The organism is Bradyrhizobium sp. RD5-C2 (assembly GCF_019972155.1).
Taxonomy (GTDB): Bacteria; Pseudomonadota; Alphaproteobacteria; order Rhizobiales; family Xanthobacteraceae; genus Bradyrhizobium.
In genome coordinates this window covers 297,889-315,514 of record NZ_BOVL01000026.1, presented here as the reverse complement: position 1 = coordinate 315,514, position 17,626 = coordinate 297,889, and the positions used below count along the sequence as shown (strand labels likewise).

17 protein-coding genes are annotated in these 17,626 nt (G+C 63.9%); 3 read left to right on the top strand and 14 right to left on the bottom strand.

Annotated elements, in window-relative coordinates:
- Window positions 1–151: 151 nt before the first annotated feature.
- From BraRD5C2_RS33240 to BraRD5C2_RS33230, 3 genes are all read right to left on the bottom strand, one after another.
- Entirely contained in the window at window positions 152–1,129 is a 978-nt protein-coding gene (locus BraRD5C2_RS33240) for a LysR family transcriptional regulator (RefSeq protein ID WP_223975613.1), read from the bottom strand.
- A 464-nt stretch (window positions 1,130–1,593) separates the two neighbouring features.
- Entirely contained in the window at window positions 1,594–3,156 is a 1,563-nt protein-coding gene (locus tag BraRD5C2_RS33235) for a 2-isopropylmalate synthase (protein ID WP_223975611.1), read from the bottom strand.
- A 407-nt stretch (window positions 3,157–3,563) separates the two neighbouring features.
- Complete coding sequence (locus tag BraRD5C2_RS33230; RefSeq protein ID WP_223975609.1) at window positions 3,564–4,133, bottom strand: bifunctional transcriptional activator/DNA repair enzyme AdaA; 570 nt, start codon at window positions 4,131–4,133, stop codon at window positions 3,564–3,566.
- 126 nt (window positions 4,134–4,259) lie between these two features.
- On the opposite strand from BraRD5C2_RS33230, the gene BraRD5C2_RS33225 reads away from it, so the two are divergent.
- Both BraRD5C2_RS33225 and BraRD5C2_RS33220 read left to right on the top strand, forming a co-directional pair.
- Window positions 4,260–4,685, top strand: coding sequence for a nuclear transport factor 2 family protein (locus tag BraRD5C2_RS33225; protein ID WP_223975607.1), 426 nt, complete (start codon window positions 4,260–4,262; stop codon window positions 4,683–4,685).
- A gap of 278 nt (window positions 4,686–4,963) precedes the next feature.
- Entirely contained in the window at window positions 4,964–7,159 is a 2,196-nt protein-coding gene (locus BraRD5C2_RS33220) for a spermine/spermidine synthase domain-containing protein (protein WP_223975605.1), read from the top strand.
- 219 nt (window positions 7,160–7,378) lie between these two features.
- Here the strand turns inward: BraRD5C2_RS33220 and BraRD5C2_RS33215 are convergent, their stop codons facing one another.
- The 9 genes from BraRD5C2_RS33215 to BraRD5C2_RS33175 form a co-directional block, all read right to left on the bottom strand.
- Window positions 7,379–8,335 (bottom strand): polyphosphate kinase 2 family protein, encoded by a 957-nt coding sequence (locus BraRD5C2_RS33215; protein WP_223975603.1) that lies wholly within the window; start codon window positions 8,333–8,335, stop codon window positions 7,379–7,381.
- On the bottom strand, window positions 8,301–9,311 hold the full coding sequence (locus tag BraRD5C2_RS33210; protein WP_223975601.1) for a branched-chain amino acid ABC transporter permease: 1,011 nt from the start codon (window positions 9,309–9,311) through the stop codon (window positions 8,301–8,303). The genes BraRD5C2_RS33215 and BraRD5C2_RS33210 overlap by 35 nt, the downstream gene beginning before the upstream one ends.
- Complete coding sequence (locus tag BraRD5C2_RS33205) at window positions 9,308–10,189, bottom strand: branched-chain amino acid ABC transporter permease (protein ID WP_223975600.1); 882 nt, start codon at window positions 10,187–10,189, stop codon at window positions 9,308–9,310. Before BraRD5C2_RS33205 ends, BraRD5C2_RS33210 begins: the two co-directional genes overlap by 4 nt.
- A gap of 204 nt (window positions 10,190–10,393) precedes the next feature.
- Window positions 10,394–11,098: an ABC transporter ATP-binding protein gene (locus BraRD5C2_RS33200; RefSeq protein ID WP_223975702.1), complete on the bottom strand. Its 705-nt coding sequence runs from the start codon at window positions 11,096–11,098 to the stop codon at window positions 10,394–10,396.
- A 5-nt stretch (window positions 11,099–11,103) separates the two neighbouring features.
- Window positions 11,104–11,877 (bottom strand): ABC transporter ATP-binding protein, encoded by a 774-nt coding sequence (locus BraRD5C2_RS33195; RefSeq protein WP_223975599.1) that lies wholly within the window; start codon window positions 11,875–11,877, stop codon window positions 11,104–11,106.
- A 21-nt stretch (window positions 11,878–11,898) separates the two neighbouring features.
- Window positions 11,899–13,209, bottom strand: coding sequence for an ABC transporter substrate-binding protein (locus tag BraRD5C2_RS33190; protein ID WP_223975598.1), 1,311 nt, complete (start codon window positions 13,207–13,209; stop codon window positions 11,899–11,901).
- Window positions 13,210–13,412: 203 nt separating this feature from the next.
- The gene (locus BraRD5C2_RS33185) at window positions 13,413–13,982 is read right to left on the bottom strand and encodes a hypothetical protein (RefSeq protein ID WP_223975597.1); all 570 of its coding nucleotides are present in this window, start codon (window positions 13,980–13,982) and stop codon (window positions 13,413–13,415) included.
- A gap of 91 nt (window positions 13,983–14,073) precedes the next feature.
- Window positions 14,074–14,991, bottom strand: coding sequence for an SDR family NAD(P)-dependent oxidoreductase (locus tag BraRD5C2_RS33180; RefSeq protein ID WP_223975596.1), 918 nt, complete (start codon window positions 14,989–14,991; stop codon window positions 14,074–14,076).
- Window positions 14,992–15,094: 103 nt separating this feature from the next.
- The gene (locus tag BraRD5C2_RS33175; protein ID WP_223975595.1) at window positions 15,095–15,331 is read right to left on the bottom strand and encodes a DUF2798 domain-containing protein; all 237 of its coding nucleotides are present in this window, start codon (window positions 15,329–15,331) and stop codon (window positions 15,095–15,097) included.
- 72 nt (window positions 15,332–15,403) lie between these two features.
- On the opposite strand from BraRD5C2_RS33175, the gene BraRD5C2_RS33170 reads away from it, so the two are divergent.
- A complete protein-coding gene (locus BraRD5C2_RS33170) occupies window positions 15,404–15,955 on the top strand; it encodes a TetR/AcrR family transcriptional regulator (protein WP_223975593.1) in 552 nt (183 codons plus the stop codon).
- A gap of 145 nt (window positions 15,956–16,100) precedes the next feature.
- Here BraRD5C2_RS33170 and BraRD5C2_RS33165 read toward each other — a convergent pair whose 3' ends face one another.
- Together BraRD5C2_RS33165 and BraRD5C2_RS33160 are read right to left on the bottom strand one after the other, a co-directional pair.
- Entirely contained in the window at window positions 16,101–16,802 is a 702-nt protein-coding gene (locus BraRD5C2_RS33165) for a glutathione S-transferase C-terminal domain-containing protein (RefSeq protein WP_223975591.1), read from the bottom strand.
- Window positions 16,803–16,913: 111 nt separating this feature from the next.
- Complete coding sequence (locus BraRD5C2_RS33160) at window positions 16,914–17,615, bottom strand: NUDIX hydrolase (RefSeq protein ID WP_223975701.1); 702 nt, start codon at window positions 17,613–17,615, stop codon at window positions 16,914–16,916.
- Window positions 17,616–17,626: the final 11 nt, after the last annotated feature.

Genomic DNA, 17,626 nt, shown 5'->3' with positions numbered 1-17,626 from the left:
AAGGCCCCTGCGGCATGAAGATTTTGCAGGGAGATAATGAGGCTGATGCAACGCCGAAGGCGCGATCGGCGATCAGCCGATCACGCGCGCTTTTGCGTTCAATCCAGGCGACGGCTGGCTAAGGCTCCGCCGGCTGTAGGGGATCGAAGCGCTAGCCGACCCGCCCGACCCGATCCGTTTCGACGGCGCGCAGATAGTCCAGCATCAGGCGGCCGGTCCCGGAAAGCCGCGCGGCATCGCGGACCACGATCTTCAGCTCGCGCCGCCCCCAATCGTCACGCAGGGGAATCGCACGAAGGCCCATGCCGGCTCCGACGACCGCGAAGGCGCGATCCGGAATCAGGCCGAGGCCCATATTGGCCTGCACCATGCGGCAGACCGCATCGAAGCCTGGCACGTTGATGCGCAGCCGCATCGTCTTGCCCGCTTGCGTCGCCGCGTATTGCGAACGCAGATAGATCGAGCTCGCGGTGTGCAGGCCGATATGGTCGAAATCGAGCGTCTCGGTGAACAGCAATTTCTCGCGGCCGGCCAGCGGATGGTCCCCCCGCATCACAACCACCAGATTGTCGTAGCGATAATGGAAGGCTTCGAGCGCGCGGCTGTCGGCCTCGGCCGAGCAGATGCCGATCTCGGCCGCACCCTCCTCGATGCCGCGCACCACCTGCCCGCTCGGCCGCTCCTGCAGATCGACGCGAAGCAGCTCGTGCGCCGCGAAGAAGGCGGAGAGGTCCTCGGGCAAATACTGCACGATCGCCGAGAGGTTGGCGAGCATGCGGACATGGCCGCGCACGCCTTGCGAATATTCCGACAGCTCGACCGCGATCTTCTCGACGTTGAGCAGCGTGACCCGGGCGTGATGCAGCAGCGCCTCGCCGGCCGGCGTCAACGCCATGCCCTTGGCGAGCCGCTTAAACAGCGTGACGCCGAACGCCAGCTCGAAATCGTTCATCCGTTTCGACACCGCGGAAGCCGCGATCCCCTCGCGCAGCGCGGCGCGGGTGAGGTTCTGCTCGTCGCAGACGGCGACGAACAGGCGGAGCGTGGTGAGATCGACCCGGCGGGTGAGCGCGGTTTCCGCCGGCGTGGCGGCGCGCGGGATGTCGACGTCGATGGAGGCAAGCGGCATGGGCGGCGTCCCCGGGAAAGAACGCAGGGTAGCGCCGGGGCCGGCGCGGAAGATTCCAAAGCAGTGCGGGATAGAACGGATTGTTGGGATAAGATTCCAACAATGGTCAAGTGAGGCGGATCTTATCCCAAGCCGATCACCCATAGCCGTCATTGCGAGGAGCGGAGCGACGAAGCAATCCATGCATCGGCAAGCCGTGAGATGGATTGCTTCGCTGCGTCCGCAATGACGGGAAAGCTCTGTTCCCCGTCACCCTGAGGTGCGAGCGAAGCGAGCCTCGAAGGGCGACGGCGCGGGTCCTTCCGCGAAGGGATCGCGACGTGCTGAAGCAGTAGGGGCCGATTCATCCTTCGAGGCTCGCAAGAGCTCGCACCTCAGGATGACGGGTTTGAATGCGTGCGCCTCAAAACAAAAACGCGGCGCCAAAGCGCCGCGTTTCAACTTGTCGATCCTGCTCGCGTCGATCAGCCCACGACCTTGGCGGCCGGGACGTCGCGCTGGCGCTTCATCACGATCTTGTTCAGCGCACCGAGATAGGCTTTTGCGGACGCGACCAGCGTGTCCGGATCGGCGGCACGCGCGGTCATCGAGCGGCCTTCGTGGGCGAGGCGGACCGAGACTTCGGCCTGCGCATCGGTGCCTTCGGTTACCGCGTGGACCTGGTAGAGTTCCAGCTTGGCCTCGTGCGGCACCAGGCGCTTGATGCAGTTGAACACGGCATCGACCGGGCCGTTGCCCTCGGCCTCCTCGATCTTGATCTGGCCGTCGACGTCGAGCTTCATGGTCGCGCGCTGCGGGCCATGGGTGCCGGCGATCACGGTCAGCGAAGCCAGCTTGATGCGGTCGTGCGCGGCCGCCATCTCCTGATCGACCAGCGCCTCGATGTCCTCGTCGTAGATATCCTTCTTGCGGTCGGCGAGCGCCTTCATCCGCGTAAAGGCATCCTCCAGCTGGTTGGCGCCGAGCTTGTAGCCCATCTCCTCCAGCTTGTGGATGAAGGCGTGGCGGCCGGAATGCTTGCCGAGCACCAGCGAGGACTGCTTCAGGCCGACCATCTCGGGCCGCATGATCTCGTAGGTCGAGGCGTCCTTCAGCACGCCGTCCTGATGGATGCCGCTCTCATGGGCGAACGCGTTACGGCCGACGATCGCCTTGTTGTACTGCACCGGGAACGAGGTGGCAGCCGACACCACCTTCGAGGCGCGGGTGAGCTGCGTGGTGTCGATCTTGTTCCAGTACGGAAACTTGTCGTTCCGCACATTGATCGCCATCACGATCTCTTCCAGCGCGGCATTGCCGGCGCGCTCGCCGATGCCATTGACAGTGCATTCGACCTGCCGCGCGCCGCCGACGATGCCGGCCAGCGAATTCGCGACCGCCATGCCGAGGTCGTTGTGGCAATGGACCGAGAAGATCGCCTTGTCGGAATTCGGCACCCGCTCGATCAAGGTTCGCATGAAGTGGGTGTATTCCTCCGGCACCGTGTAGCCGACGGTGTCGGGGATGTTGACCGTGGTGGCGCCGGCCTTGATCACGGCTTCGACGATCCGGCACAGATAGTCCATCTCGCTGCGGGTGCCGTCCTCGGCCGACCATTCGACGTCGTCGATCTGGTTGCGGGCGCGGGCGACCATCGCGACCGAGGTCTCGATGACCTCCTCGGGGGTCTTGTTCAGCTTCACGCGCATGTGCAGCGGCGAAGTCGCGATCACGGTGTGGACACGGCCGCGGCGGGCGAACTTGACGGCTTCGGCGCAGCGGTCGATGTCGGCCGGATGGGCGCGGGAGAGCCCCGCGATAACCGCGTTCTTGGAGCGGCGGGCGATCTCGCTGACCGCCTGGAAGTCGCCTTCCGAGGTGATCGGGAAGCCGGCCTCGATGACGTCGACGCCCATATCGTCCAGCAACTCGGCGACCTCGAGCTTCTCCTCGAAGGTCATGGTGGCGCCGGGGCACTGCTCGCCGTCGCGCAGGGTGGTGTCGAAAATGATGACGCGGTCCTTATCGGACTTATCAGCGGTGGCCATGTCAGAAATTCCTTTAAGCTTGGCGCCCGTCATGTTGCTGCTTGAGCAATTGCTTGGGCGATTGTCGGGGTCCGGTGATCTCGTACAAACCCCTGAGTGCCCAGGCGCAAATGCCCAGCCGGCCCTCAGGGGCAGGTAAGAAGCAGGCCGCCAATAAGCAGGGTGGGCCGTGCGGCCGGGAACGTGGCGGTAGCCTGGGCCACCTCCCCCGAAATCCCATCGATTTGGCCGCGAATCAGCATTGCCAGACCCTGTTGAGCGCCGAAATCCTCGGGCAAAACCGTTGACGGTTGGTTGCCGGGAGCGCTTGGACGCCGTCGTTCTAGACGATTATGGCAAGCCGCCGCAATGGGTAAAGATGGTCAGCGGGGTTGACCTATCGTGCCGCATGGCTCGGCGCTGTCCCCTCACCTCCGGCCGCGTGAAGACGCGCGCAGGCTCGACGGCGAGCGGCCGTAGAGACCGGCGAAGGCGGCGTTGAAACGGCGGACGCTGCCGAAGCCGGCACGGAAGGCGATCTCGGTCATCGCATCGTCGGTGGTGTCGATCAGCCGCTTGGCGCGCTGCACGCGGCGGGTGGTCGCGACCTGCTGCGGGCTGGCGCCGACGTGGCGCTCGAACAGCCGCCCAAGGTGGCGCGAGGTGATGCCGAGCCGATCGGCCAACGCGGCAACCGAGCCGCGCTCGAGCGCGCCGTCGTCGATCAGCTTCAGCGCACGCGCAACCGTGGAGCGGGTGCCGTTCCGTGCCGGACAGAACGGTGCGGTTTCGGGACGGCAGCGCAGGCATGGCCGATAGCCCGCCGCCTCGGCAGCAGCGGCAGTGGGGTAGTAGCTGACGTTGCGCGGCAGCGGGTGCTTCACCGGACAGACCGGGCGGCAATAGATCCGGGTCGTCTTCACCGCGGTGAAGAAGCGGCCGTCATAGCGCGCGTCGCGCCGCAGCCGCGCAGCGTTGCAGACCTCGAAGCTGAGCATGATCGGACACTAGCGTATCGCGCGATCAGGGAAAGTGGCCTGCGGTGATGAGGTCCGATTCCGGCCAGCGCGAACCGCAGCACTGACCTAAATCGAGCCGATCGATCACCCCCTGGAGACATCGCAATGACGAGCCCAACCAACAAGGAAATCGTCCTCAACGCCTGGCAGACGTTCAGGACCCGCGACGCCGACCTGATTGCTGCCGTGTTCGCACCGGATGCCGAATGGATCGCGCCGGCGCGCAACGCCACCGCGGTCGCGCTCGATCACACCGATCACATGATCGGCGCGGATGCGATCGCCCGCTTCATCGCAACCGAGATGCACCGCCTGTTCTCCGAGGTCGACATCGCGTTCCGCGCCGTTCATGCCGACGGCGACTGCGTGATCGTCGAGGAGCGCACGCGCGCGACGCTGCCGGGCGGCCGGCCCTACGACAATGACTATTGCTTCGTGTTCGTGGTCGAGGCGGGCCGCATCAAGCAGGTGCGGGAATACATGGATACGCGCAAGGGCTGGCAGATGGTGTTTGGCGAAGAAGCGGCGTGAGGACGGCCATTGCCGACCGGTGAGGGACACGCTGCCGAAAGGGCTCCATCCCTTTTCGCTCCTGCCATGAACAATCGACGCCCGGGGTAAAAGGCGGGGCGCGACCCGCTCGCAGCGAAACCTTTCCTACACCATGACTCCTTGCGTGGCAGCGGCGCCAACCGCAACACGTATGCGGCCGGGCAAATCAATCTTTGCTCAACCGGTTGCATCTAGTGTGCCGGCGGCGACCGGGTATTGGGGCGCGTCCTTTGGTTGGTTAAGGAGATATCAGGATCATGTCCACGACGAATCTGGCCGATGGGCCCAATCAGCGCCAAGCCGGCTTCAATCTCTTCCTGGTCGGATTCCTGATCCTGTTCCTCGAACTCGCCTGCATCCGCTGGTTCTCGGCCAAGGTCGTGTTCCTGCAATTCTTCACCAATATCGTGCTGCTCGCGGCCTTCCTCGGCATGTCCTGCGGCTGCCTTGCCGCGCGGCGGAGCACCAACTGGCTCGCGCTGTTTCCGGGGCTCGCCCTAGTGACCTTCGCCGCCGTGGCCACGATCATGATGCTGTATTCCAACTGGGGCCAGTTCGCGGTCGACGTCGGCCATCAGGCCTCGCCGCAGGAAGTGTTTTTCGGCACCGAGTATCGCAACCCGGATCTCGCCAAATTCGTCGTGCCGATCGAGGCGATCGCCGGGCTGTTCTTCGTGCTGATCGCGCTGATGTTCGTCGGCCTCGGCCAGACGCTCGGCCGCGCCTTCGACGCCTACCCCAACCGCGTCGCCGGCTATTCGCTGAATATCGGCGGCAGCCTCGCGGGCATCGTCGGGTTCTCGCTGTTGTCGTTCGCGCAGGCGCCGCCGGTGGTCTGGTTCGGCATCAGCTGCGCCGGCATCGTCTATTTGCTCTACCAGGACAAGGCGCTGTCGCTGCTGCGCCTCGTGACGATCATCGTCGTGGTGGGATTTACCGCCTACTACACCGATCGTTCCGGCAGCCACGACATCCGCTGGTCGCCCTACTACGCCGTCGACCTCAACAAATCCAACGGCGTGATCACCGTCAACAGCATCGGCCATCAGGAAATGATGCCGTTCAGCGAACGCGGCTCGTCCTATTCGCTGATCCACCTGCTGCAGAAGCATAGCGGTGGCGCGCCGTTCAAGGACGTCATGATCATCGGCGCCGGCTCCGGCAACGACCTGGCGCACGCCTTGCGCTTCGGCGTCGAGCGCATCGATGCGGTCGAGATCGATCCCGTGATCCAGAACATCGGCATCCACAACCATCCCGACAAGCCCTATCAGGATCCGAGGGTGGTGCCGCATCTCGACGACGGTCGGCATTTCCTGCGCACCACCGAACGCAAATACGATCTGGTGGTGTATGCGCTCGTCGACTCGCTGATCCTGCACAGCGGCTACGCCAACATCCGCCTCGAAAGCTATCTGTTCACCGAACAGGCGTTCCAGGATGTCCGCCGTGTGCTGAAGCAGGACGGCGTGTTCGTGATGTACAACTACTATCGCCAGGGCTGGATCGTGCAGCGCGTCGCCGAGATGGCGAAGCAGGTGTTCGGCTGCGATCCGCTGGTGCTGCCGCTGCCCTACAAGGAAACGCTGACCTCGTCCGAAGCGGTCGGCTTCACCACCATCATCGCGGGCTGCAATCCGCGCATCTCCACCGCGTTCCGCGACCGCGGCCAATTCTGGCTGAACAGCATTCCGCCGGAGAACCTGGCGGTCGACGGCTTTGAGAAGCCACAGGACAAGGCTGCCGCCCAGCACGGCGACTGGGTGCCGCTGGCGCCGGCGAAACTGGTGGTCGACAATGAAGGCGCCAAGCAATCGACCAGCGACGACTGGCCGTTCCTCTATGTCAGCGGCAGGCTGATCCCCGACCTGACCGTTCGCTCGATGATCCTGCTCGGCGTGCTCGGGCTCGGTCTGGTCTATCTGTTCAAGCCGAAGGGCGCCTGGCGGCCCAACAACCGGATGTTCTTCCTCGGCGCGGCGTTCATGCTGCTCGAGACCAAGGCGGTGGTGCAAATGGCGCTGTTGTTCGGCAGCACCTGGCTGGTCAACTCGGCGGTGTTCTTCACCGCGCTATTGTTGATCCTCGCCGCCAATTTGTACGTGATCAAGGTGCCGTCCACCCGGCTGGCGCGGCACTATGCCGGGCTGCTGGCGCTGCTGGCGGTCTCGGTGCTGGTGCCGCTGGACACGTTCCTCAGCGGCGGCATCGTCTGGCGCTACGTGATCCCGTGCGCGCTGGCGCTCGGCCCGATGTTCTTCGCCGGCGTGATCTTCGCCCGCTCGTTCCGCGACGAAGCCAATCCCGATCAGGCGTTCGGATCCAACATCGCGGGATCGGTCATCGGCGGCCTCGCCGAGTCGTGCTCGACCCTGCTCGGCTTCCGCTATCTCCTGATCGTCGCGATCGGCTTCTATCTGCTGTCCGCCTGGATGCCTTCGCGCAAGGGCTAGCGACTGGTGTGCTTGATGCCGCACGGGGCGAGGGACCCGCCTAGGGTTCCCTCGCCCCGTCGCAGGGGCGCATTGCCAAAATATCGAAAACAACCCCATGCACAGTAGCCGACGGCTGCCGGCGTTCGACATGGCAGCTTGACACGTCGGGCAAATCAGCGGCATTTTTCTATTATTCAGAAATCGTGCAAGCCCCACGAGCGAGAGAAAGACGCGGCGCTACTTTTTCACCGCTTCCTTCTTCGCGGGCACCTTGTTTTCCGCCGCGCCCTTGCCTTCCGCCTCTAGCGCCGCGCGGACGCGCTTGAATTCGCTGAGGTCCGCCTTGTCGACCTCGGGGAATTTCAGCTCGAGCCTGTCGAGCGCATTGACGATGGTCGAGCCGATCACGACGCGGGCGAACCATTTGTGGTCGGCGGGGACGATGTGCCAGGGCGCATCCCCGGTCGCGGTGTGGTGGATCATGTCCTGATAGGCCGCCTGGTATTTGGCCCACAGCGCGCGCTCGGTGACGTCGGCCATCGAGAACTTCCAGTTCTTGGCCGGCTCCTCGAGCCGGTCGAGGAAGCGCCGGCGCTGCTCCTCCTTGGAGACATGCAGGAAGAATTTCAGGATCATGGTGCCGTTGCGCGACAGATAGCGCTCGATCGCGGCAATGTCCTCGAAGCGCTCGCGCCAGATGTCCTTGGTCACCAGCTTCTTCGGGAGCTTCTGCTTGCCGAGCACCTCGGGATGCACCCGCACCACCAGGCATTCTTCGTAATAGGAGCGGTTGAAGATGCCGATGTGGCCGCGCTCCGGCAGCGCGATCATGGCGCGCCACATGAAGTCGTGGTCGAGCTCCTTGGTCGAGGGCTGCTTGAACGAGGAGACCTCGCAGCCCTGCGGGTTGACGCCCTCGAACACGCTCTTGATCGCACTGTCCTTGCCGGCAGCGTCCATGCCCTGGAAGATCAGGAGCAGCGACCAGCGGTCCTGGGCGTAGAGCTTCTCCTGGAAATCGTTGAGCCGCTTGCGGTTGGCCTCGATGATCTTGCCGCCGGCGTCCTTGTCGATGCCGCCCTTCTCGGCGGTCGGATACGACTTCAGGCGAAATTCGCCTGCGCCGTCGAAGCGGAACGGTGCGACAAAGGGTTTCAGTTCATCGGCGAGCGATGGGGACGGTTTGCTGCTCATGGCCTCTCGACGGCTTGCGTGGCGATTTGATCCGGTCGATCACGCTACCAAGAATGCCCTTGGGCAGGAAGATGATGAACAGCACCAGCAGCACGCCATAGACCAGATTGTCCCAGCCGACCGCCTTGGTGCCGAACGAGATGCGCAGCACCTCGGCCAGCACGATGGTGATGATAGCGCCGACCGTCGGCCCCAGCGCGACATAGACGCCGCCGACGATCGCCGCGAACACCATCTGCAAGGAGACCGCGATACCGCTCACGGTGTCCGGCGAGATGAACATCTGGTACTGGCAGTAGAGCGCACCGGCGAGCGCGGTCATCAGCGCACTGATCAGCGTGATCTTGAGCTTCTCGGCGGTGACGTTGACGCCGGCCGCTGCCGCCGCATCCTCATCCTCCGAGATCGCCTCCATGGCATGGCGGATCATGCTGCGGTCGATCGCGCGCCAGATCACGAGGCCTGCGACCCAGACCGCGAGCGCGATCAGATACCAGGTGATCTTGTCGTCGAATTGCAGCGCGAACAGCCCCTTGCCGCTCGGCGCGCGCTGCGGCGTATAGCCGAGCGAGCCGCCGGTATAGTCGCGGGTCGCGGTGATGACCTGCAGCACGATGCCCGACAGCGCCAATGTCACCAGCACGAAATAGTGCCCGGTGATGCGGAAGCGGAAGCAGGGATAGGCGACGATCAGCGCGAGCACGCCCGCGGTCGCCATGCTCAGGGGGATGCCGATCCAGGGCGAGACGCCGAGGTGGTTCCAGAGCAGCGCGGTGACATAGGCGCCGATCCCCATGAAGCCGCCATGGCCGAGCGAGACCAAGCCGAAGCGGCCCATGATCGACCAGGAGGTGTAGGCGAACGACCAGATCAGAATCAGCACCAGCACGTGCAGGTGATAGGGATCACGATGCACGAAGGGCAGCGCGACGAGCGCGAGCAGCGCGATGATCCAGAAGGCGACCTGCCTGTTCACGAGCGCCTCGCGAGCAGGCCCGCGGGCCGGATGAACATCATGACGATGAAGAAGGCGAACGCCAGCACGTAGCCCCATTCGAGATCGGAGAACAGGCCGCCGAGCGAGATGATCTCGGCAAATACGAAAGCGGCAATGAAGCCGCCGATGAAATTGCCGAGGCCGCCGAGCACGCATATCAGGAAGGTGATCGGCCCGAACGACAGCCCGACGAACGGATGCACGTCATATTGCAGTACCAAGAGGCACGCCGCGAGACCGGCGAGCCCGCCGCCGATCGCGGAGGTGACGAGATAGATGCGCTTTGGGTCGACGCCCATCAGCGGCATGATCTGGCGGTCCTGTGCGATGGCGCGAATTGCGGTGCCGGTGAAGGTGCGGGTCAGGAACAGATAGACGCCCACCATGCCGACCAGCGCCGCGCCGAACGACAATAGTCGCGCGTAACTGAAATTCATCTCGCCGAGCGCCAGGACCGGGAGGCGGATGCCGAGATTGCGGAAGTCGATGCCGAAGGCGACGGTGGCAAAACTCTGCAGGATGAACAGCACGCCGCCGGTGGCGAGCAACTGGTTGATCGGCGGCGCCGTCAACAGCGGCGCGATGACCAGGAAATGCAGCGCGGCGCCGAGCAGCGCCACCAGCAGGATGACGAGCGGCGCGGCGGCCCAGTACGGCAGATGAAAGACCTGCACGAGGTAGTACATGCCGTACATGCCGATCATCACGAGCTCGGCGTAGCAGATCCAGGTGACGTCGATGACGCCGAAGATCAGGTTCAGCCCGAGCGCCAACAGCGCCAGCACGCCGCCGAGCAGGATACCGTTGATCACGGCCTCCAGCAGGTAGATGTCGAAGATGTCGAGGAAGGATTGCATGGCTACACCGGAGACCGTGACGTCATTATCCAGTTAGCCGTCATCCTGAGGTGCGCGCTCTCGCGCGCCTCGAAGGATGCACGGCCCGTCTGTGGCCGATTCATCCTTCGAGGCTCGCCCAGCGGCGCAAGTGCGCCGCTGACCTCGCACCTCAGGATGACGGGGAAATATGTGAGCGCACTCGCACGGCCTGCTGTCATCATCCTACACCCCGAGATACGCCTGCTTGATGGTGTCGCTGGCTGCGAGCTCCGCCGCCGTGCCGGCGGCGCGGATGCTGCCGGCTTCCAGGAGATAGGCGCGGTCGACCACGCGCAGCACCTGCTGCACGTTCTGCTCCACGATCAGCACCGTGAGCCCGCTGGCGCGGATGCGCTTGACCAGCTCGAACACCTGCTGCACCACGACTGGCGCGAGTCCGGCCGAGGGCTCGTCGAGCAGCAGCAGTTTCGGGTTCGACATCAGCGCGCGGCCGATCGCGCACATCTGCTGCTCGCCGCCCGACATGGTGCCGGCCATCTGGTGGCGACGCTCCTTCATGCGCGGGAACAACTCGAACACGAAATCGAGCCGCTCGGCGTAATGCGCGCGGGCGCCGGGCATGTAGGCGCCCATCTTCAGATTGTCGTCGACGGTGAGCCGCGGAAACAGCCTGCGGTTCTCTGGCACATGCGCAATCCCGAGGCTGACGATGCGATGCGCTGGCGTCCTGACGACGTCGGCCCCCTCCATCGATATCTTGCCGTTACTCGGGCGGATCAGGCCGGAGATCACGCGCATCAAGGTGGTCTTGCCGGCGCCGTTCGGACCGATCACACCGACCGCCTCGCCCGCCTTGACGTCGAGGCTGACGTCGAACAGCGCCTGGAAGCTGCCATAACCCGCGTCGATCGATCGGAGCTCCAGCATGCTGGTCACGCCCCGATCCGGCGGCGCGCCTGCTCGGCGACGGCGGCAGCCAGACTCGCATCCGCATCGGTACCGAGATAGACCTCGATCACTTTTGCATCGCCGGCGACCTCGGCCGGCAGGCCCTCGGCGATCTTCTCGCCGTGATCCAGCACCATCACGCGGTCGACCACCCGCATCAAGACGCCCATGATGTGCTCGACCCAGATGATGGTGATGCCGAGTTCGTCGCGGATCCGGCGCAGCATGTCGGCGGCCTGGTCCATCTCGGTCTCGTCGAGCCCGCCGAGGCTTTCGTCGGCCAACAGCAATTTCGGTCCCGTGGCGAGCGCCTTGGCGAGTTCGAGCTTCTTCAACCCCGCGGCCCCGAGGCCCTCGACGCTGCTGTGGCGATCGGTCGGCAGGCCGACCATCGCCAGCGCGCGCTCGGCCGCCTCCTCCGCCTTGCTGCGGCTGTGGCGACCCTGGCCGTAGAAGCCGGCGAGCACGACATTCTCGAAAATGCTCAGCCGATGGAACGGCCGCGGAATCTGGAAGGTGCGGCCGATGCCGCCGACGATGATCCGGTGCGGAGCAAGACCCGCGATCTCCCGGCCGTCGAACAGGATCGAGCCCTCGGTCGGCGGCAAGGTGCCTGAGAGCATGTTAAAGATCGTACTCTTGCCCGAGCCGTTCGGGCCGATCAGGCCGAGGATCTCGCCCTGCTTGACGCGGAACGACACGTTGTTGACGGCGCGAAAGCCGCCAAACCGCTTGACCAGGCCTTCGACGGCGAGCACGGCGTCCCCTTCGCGAGCGAGCTATTTGTAGCTGTAGGTGGTGCCGGCCGGCAGCGGCAGCACGGTCTCGCGCTGCATCTGGCTCTTCGGCCACACCACATAGGATTTGTCGTCGATATATTGCAGCACCACCGGGAACGAGCGCGCGTTCTGGCCGGCGTACTGCTCGCCCTCGCCGTAGAACTTCACGCCGTAGCCGAGCATGGTGCCGCCCTCGGGAATGTCGGTGTCGAGCGCGGCCTTGCGCAGCGCTTCCGGATCGATGCCGCCATACTTCTTGATTGCGCGCGGCAGCACGTCGTCGAGGAACACATAGGCGTTGGCCGCGCCGATGCCGACATGGGCGGAGCGGATCGGCACGCCGGGCTTCAGCCGGTCGAACGCCTCACCGACCATCTTGATGACCGGCGGCAGCTTGGCATCCATGCCGTTCTGGTTGGCGAGCCAGATCGAGATCGGGTCGGTGTTGAAGAGATAGTTGGCGTCGGCGCCGAGCCCTTCTTTCAGCTTTTCGTAGACGCCATAGCCGGCACCGTGGCCGACGATGGCGCCGAACTTCAGCCCCTGCTCGCGCGCCTGACGGAATAGGAGCGTAATGTCCGGATTGTAGCCGGTGTGGAAGATCACGTCGGGCTTGGCGCGCTTGAGCTTGGTGACCAGCGCCGACAGATCGGGCGCAGTCGCCGAATAGCCCTCCTTGAGCACGACGTTGAAGCCGGCTTTCTTCGCACCGGCCTCGTTGCCCTTGGCGACGTCGACGCCATAGGCGCCGTCCTCATGGATGATGGCAACACGGAGGTCCTTCGGCTCCTTGCCGAACTTGGACATGGAGTATTGCGCGATGAAGTCGGTCGTCATCATGCCGTACTGATTGCCGGCGGCCTGCGGACGGAACACATATTTATAGTTCTTGCCGTCGAACACGCCCGATGAGATGCAGGTCGTGATCCACATGAACCTCTTCATCTGGTCGACCCGGGCCGCCACCGGCACGCATTGCGCCGAGGAGAAGAAGCCCATCACCATATCGACCTTTTCCTGCTCGAGCAGGCGGACGGCCTCGTTGATGGCAATATCCGGCTTGCTCTGCGCGTCGGCATAGACGGCCTCGACCTTGTACCCATCGACGCCGGTCTTGGCGTAGTGGTCGAGCATGATCTTGACGCCGGTGTATTGCAGCTCGGAGCCGCCGCCGGCCAGCGGGCCGGTCAGATCGAAGATCACGCCGATCTTGATCTTCTTGTCCTGCGCATGCGCGGCACCTGCCACGCCCAGCGCCGCAAGCGCGACAGACAGACCCGCGAGCCAGCGGGCGGCCTTCCTGACCGGCATGAATCCCTCCCCAGAGATTGTGCACTGCATTTTTTGTTTTCGTGCCGCCCTATCACAGGGGGAGCGGCCCATGATGTCAAGCACGATGCCTGCGTCGCCACGGCGCAGGCGTGATCAAAGCTTCAGCAAATGGTCGCGGACGCACGGGCGGGTCGATAGCCGACCAGACCGAATACCGAGCACGCCCGCTCGGCGTTTCAGGACTAGTCTACCGAGAAAAGAAAAGGACTGACTGAAACGAGCCGCGTTCCGTCGCTCGTTTGCTTCACCTGAAATTCTATCTCTTTTTCCGCGCTCGTATCCAGGACGCTAACGGACAGTATTGCAATGCAAGTGACTTCTCGCGTTGCCTTGTCCTTTGACTTCACGAGTATCGTGCCGTCCAGGCTGTAGACAGCGCTTTTCCTTGCACCGTCCAAGATCGCCGATTTTTCGGTTTCCGATTTCGCAGCATTCATCATTGCTTCAAGCGAACTCGAGTATTTGAGAGTAAAAGTCACCAGCTTGTTGTTTTGATCGTCCGAAAATGTCCTGAGTACCGAACTGCGGGCATCCAAGGAACGACACTGCTGCTCCGCAATTTGATCCGCTTCGCCACAGCCGCTCAACAGCAGCAGCAGAACGAAGCGTGCCAGAAGCGCCTGCCCTTCCCTGATAGGTCTCATTGGACTGCCCGCGTCGGATTGCCCCGATACGCTTGCGCCAGACCGACGACGGAGCGTGACCGCGGGCAGATTGTTGTGCCGGAATTCCGGTCGGCCGAGCCATTGCACGGCCGCGATCCAAAGCGCGCCATCCCGGCGCCGCAACGGTCGGATTCCGCTTCGATCTGTGCCGAGCACCTCATCAAAGCGCCAGTCTACACTATTTGAATTCGGCGGCGTGGCGCTTCACGAAATCGCGCGTGTTCACCGGTACTTCGCCCGTGAGCGTGTATATGGTGTCCGTCATACGGTCGTAACGCCCCTGCCTGTTCAACTCGGTCATGGCCGAGAGATGGCTGACGACGTGCTCGGGAAATCCCGCCCGCCGAAGGCCTTCGCTCCACGCCGTGAGCGGGACGTCGCGATATCGGATGGGCCTGCCGAGCGCCTCGGAGAAAGCACGCGCATGGTGGTTCAGATCGGCGGATTCGGGCCCCGTCAGATCGTAGATTCGTCCGATATGTGGTGCGGGATCGTCGAGGATCGCCGCGACCGCGCGCGCCACATCGACCGCCGAGATCGGCGAGGTCTTGCCATCGCCCATCGGAAGCGCCAACTCGTCGGAGGCCCGCACGCCGGCGGCGGCGAGCATCAGAAAGAAGCCCTCAAGGAACACCGTCGGCCGCACCGTGACGACCGGCAGTCCCGACCAGGCCAGCGCCTGCTCCGCCAGCCAGTGCAGCCTCTGCTGAGGGCTGTCGGTGGTTTCGTTGATGCTCATCTGCGAGACCGTCATCTGCGACATGTTCACGAAAGCCTCAATGCCGTGGTGCCGCGCCACCGCGGCAGTGTTGATCGTGGCTTCCAGGTAAGCCGCCGAGACAGACATACCGAAATAGATACGCCGGCAACCTTCGATGGCGCGGTGCATCGAGGCGAGGTCCGTCAGGTCACCCTTGACGACCTCGGCGCCGAGCCGCCGCAAGGCTTCGGCGCGCGCGTCCTCCCGCCGAACCAGGGCACGCACCTTGTGGCCATTCTTGAGCAGGAATTCGGTGAGGCTGCGGCCGATGCCGCCCACAGCGCCGGCGGCTCCGGTCACGAGAATCGGCTTGTCGTGCTTATGTTTCGTCGTCATGTTGCTGACCCTCGGGTTGCGTTCAAAGGACGAATTGGCGTGATATCTGTGATGTTCGGGGGCTCGAACCCGGAGACGGTGCGCATTGTGCTGCGACCCGACCTCAGCGCGTCGACAACCCGGCCTGCCGCATGACGAAGCGCTGGATCCGCGGGATGACCATGATCAACAGCGGGACGATCACGACGTAGCTCGTTGCTGCGGCCTTCAGCCAGCGCACGGCGAAATCGGGCTGGAACCCATAGTTCATGGCGAGACCGACGAACGACATGCTGGTCGACGTGATCAGGCCGGTGATCATGGAGATCGAGGGGCCAATCAGTTTCGGGGAAAGGGCCATTTGCCTGCTCCTGGTTTCGGGTTTATTATTTAGACGACGTATAACTTATACATTGTAAAAGCAAGAGAGCTAATGCCGAGAACCGCCGATCCGGAGCTGCCTCACAGGATCTTGAAGGCCGCCGACACGCTGTGGCAGTCGGGCGGCGAGGAGGCCGTGACGATCCGCGGCGTGGCCGCGGAAGCAGGCACGACGACGCCGACGGTCTATAGCTACTACGCCGACCGGGAGGCGTTGCTGACGGCGTTACGCACGCTGGCCTTTCAGCGCTTCTCGGCCTACCTCGCAAAATCCCGCGACTTTCAGGACACCTGCGTACGGCATCTCGAGTTCGGCAGCACCCACCCCCGCGATTATGAATTGCTCTACGGGCGCGGCTGGATGGAGCGTGTCACCACGGGTGCGCAGGCCGGCGAGATCGAGCGATACACCACCCATATCGTGCGCGCCGGTGTCGATGAAAGCAGGGCCGCGCACATTGCCTATCCGATCATGATGATGCTGCACGGCGTGGTGATGCATCGGCTGTTGAACAAGAAGCCGGGTCCCCTCGGCCGAACGATTGCAGCAGCCTGCCTCGACGCCTGCATGACGCTGCTCGAAAGCGCGCGGCAGGGGAAATAGCAGAGCGCGGCGCCAGCCACGCCCAGCGCCGCAAGCGCGACAGACAGACCCGCAAGCCAACGGGCGAAGGCCACAGCTCGGTGTGCCATTTCGGCAATCGGGCTCCGGGCGAAGCCGGGTGCCGTGCGATCTCGGCGACTTGACCCTATTCCGCGCTCGTACCGACTGCTGCGTGGATGGCACGGCAGTGCCCTACCAGCGCATCGTGCGAGACCACGAATTTCTTCAACGGCGTCTCGATGTCGTAGAAGTAGATGTTGGCCACGAAGCCATAGATGCTGGCGTCGATGCTCGTTGGTGTGTCGCCATGCACATAGCCTTGGCCCGGGATCAGGCTCGCCAGCGCGGCGAGATCGGCGAGCCCACGGGCCATCGCGGCGTCGGGCTCGAAGCGGCCAATGCCCTGGTAGTAATAGCGCTTCGCGTTGAACTCCTTGGCCTTCATCAACCCGTCATCGGTGAGGCCCGGATGCTCGCGCTTGAGCGCATCGCGAAACTGGGGCCAGTACCGCTCGTCCTGCCAGCGCGAATAGGACATCACCCAGTAGAGATCGTCGAGCGTGCGCGTGACGAGGAGATTGGTCGTGCGTTGCGCCGGCGTCAACGCCGCATCCAGCGTCACGCTATATTTGTCGGTGACATAGGCGAGGATAGTCTCGCTGTCGCCGACGGTGTCGTCGCCGTCGACGATATAGGGCAATTGCTGGCGCGGCGCCTTCGACGCATCAAAAATGTGCTCGTGCCGGAACGGCACGTCGGCGAGCTTCAGAAACGCGAAAACCTTCAAGCCGTAGCCGTTGTTGTCGGCGACGCCGAACAGCGGTGGATAGGAATAGAGCGTGAGCATGCTGGTTCGCCACGTTCGAGACGGCTAACGATACCCCAAGATTGGTTCGTTGGAAACGTCAGCCAGATCCTGGCAACGACCGCCTCACCCCGGAAGCGGACCTCTATGCGCCTATGCCAGCAGCTGCGTTTCGATGAAGGCGGTGACGAAGCGCGGCATTGCGCTGGTGAGATCGGCGCGGCTGCGCACCAGATGGATGCCGACGAGTTCGGGATTTTTCTGGTGCGCGAGGTTGGATTCGATGCGCGCACGCAGGGCTTCAGCGGACATGTCGACGCGCAGGATCTGCATCATTGCGAGCGCAACGCCGGTGTAGATACAGTGCCAATCGGCATCCGCACGGCAATCCGCTGCGGTAAGCCCGGTCTCCTCCTCGAGCTCGCGCATCACGCTGCCGGCGATATCGACGGTCTCGCCGCTGATGTCGTCGAGATCGGGCGTGCCGGAGGGGAAATAGATCCGTCCGGCATTCGCGGTCCGCTCGCCCATCACGCCACACACGAAGGCGCCGTCGATCGAGAGCAGCGCGCCCATGCCGAAGCCGTTGAAAATCTCCTTGTCGGGAAACCCCCAGTCGCGCCAGGCGAGGAAGCTTGCGAAATCGGTCTCGAAATAGCTCGCGCTGAGCCGCTCGCCGGCAAACACCGGATCGCGCCCGAGCAGGACGCGGCCGTTCCACAGGTTCGGGTTCAGCCGTTGCTGCTCGGCGAAATGCGCGTCGATCTCGCCGCGCCGCTCGTCCGCGAACGGCCAGGGACGCTGCTGCAATGCCAGATCGAGCGTGGTGACGCGGCAAATCAGCGGAGACTGCATGTCGCTCATTT

What these genes read in the sequence shown, in the direction of transcription:
- BraRD5C2_RS33240 (WP_223975613.1), bottom strand. Translation starts at nt 1,129, where the DNA reads ATGCCGCTTGCCTCCATCGACGTCGACATCCCGCGCGCCGCCACGCCG.
- BraRD5C2_RS33235 (WP_223975611.1), bottom strand. Translation starts at nt 3,156, where the DNA reads ATGGCCACCGCTGATAAGTCCGATAAGGACCGCGTCATCATTTTCGAC.
- BraRD5C2_RS33230 (WP_223975609.1), bottom strand. Translation starts at nt 4,133, where the DNA reads ATGCTCAGCTTCGAGGTCTGCAACGCTGCGCGGCTGCGGCGCGACGCG.
- BraRD5C2_RS33225 (WP_223975607.1), top strand. Translation starts at nt 4,260, where the DNA reads ATGACGAGCCCAACCAACAAGGAAATCGTCCTCAACGCCTGGCAGACG.
- BraRD5C2_RS33220 (WP_223975605.1), top strand. Translation starts at nt 4,964, where the DNA reads ATGTCCACGACGAATCTGGCCGATGGGCCCAATCAGCGCCAAGCCGGC.
- BraRD5C2_RS33215 (WP_223975603.1), bottom strand. Translation starts at nt 8,335, where the DNA reads ATGAGCAGCAAACCGTCCCCATCGCTCGCCGATGAACTGAAACCCTTT.
- BraRD5C2_RS33205 (WP_223975600.1), bottom strand. Translation starts at nt 10,189, where the DNA reads ATGCAATCCTTCCTCGACATCTTCGACATCTACCTGCTGGAGGCCGTG.
- BraRD5C2_RS33200 (WP_223975702.1), bottom strand. Translation starts at nt 11,098, where the DNA reads ATGCTGGAGCTCCGATCGATCGACGCGGGTTATGGCAGCTTCCAGGCG.
- BraRD5C2_RS33190 (WP_223975598.1), bottom strand. Translation starts at nt 13,209, where the DNA reads ATGCCGGTCAGGAAGGCCGCCCGCTGGCTCGCGGGTCTGTCTGTCGCG.
- BraRD5C2_RS33180 (WP_223975596.1), bottom strand. Translation starts at nt 14,991, where the DNA reads ATGACGACGAAACATAAGCACGACAAGCCGATTCTCGTGACCGGAGCC.
- BraRD5C2_RS33175 (WP_223975595.1), bottom strand. Translation starts at nt 15,331, where the DNA reads ATGGCCCTTTCCCCGAAACTGATTGGCCCCTCGATCTCCATGATCACC.
- BraRD5C2_RS33170 (WP_223975593.1), top strand. Translation starts at nt 15,404, where the DNA reads ATGCCGAGAACCGCCGATCCGGAGCTGCCTCACAGGATCTTGAAGGCC.
- BraRD5C2_RS33165 (WP_223975591.1), bottom strand. Translation starts at nt 16,802, where the DNA reads ATGCTCACGCTCTATTCCTATCCACCGCTGTTCGGCGTCGCCGACAAC.
- BraRD5C2_RS33160 (WP_223975701.1), bottom strand. Translation starts at nt 17,615, where the DNA reads ATGCAGTCTCCGCTGATTTGCCGCGTCACCACGCTCGATCTGGCATTG.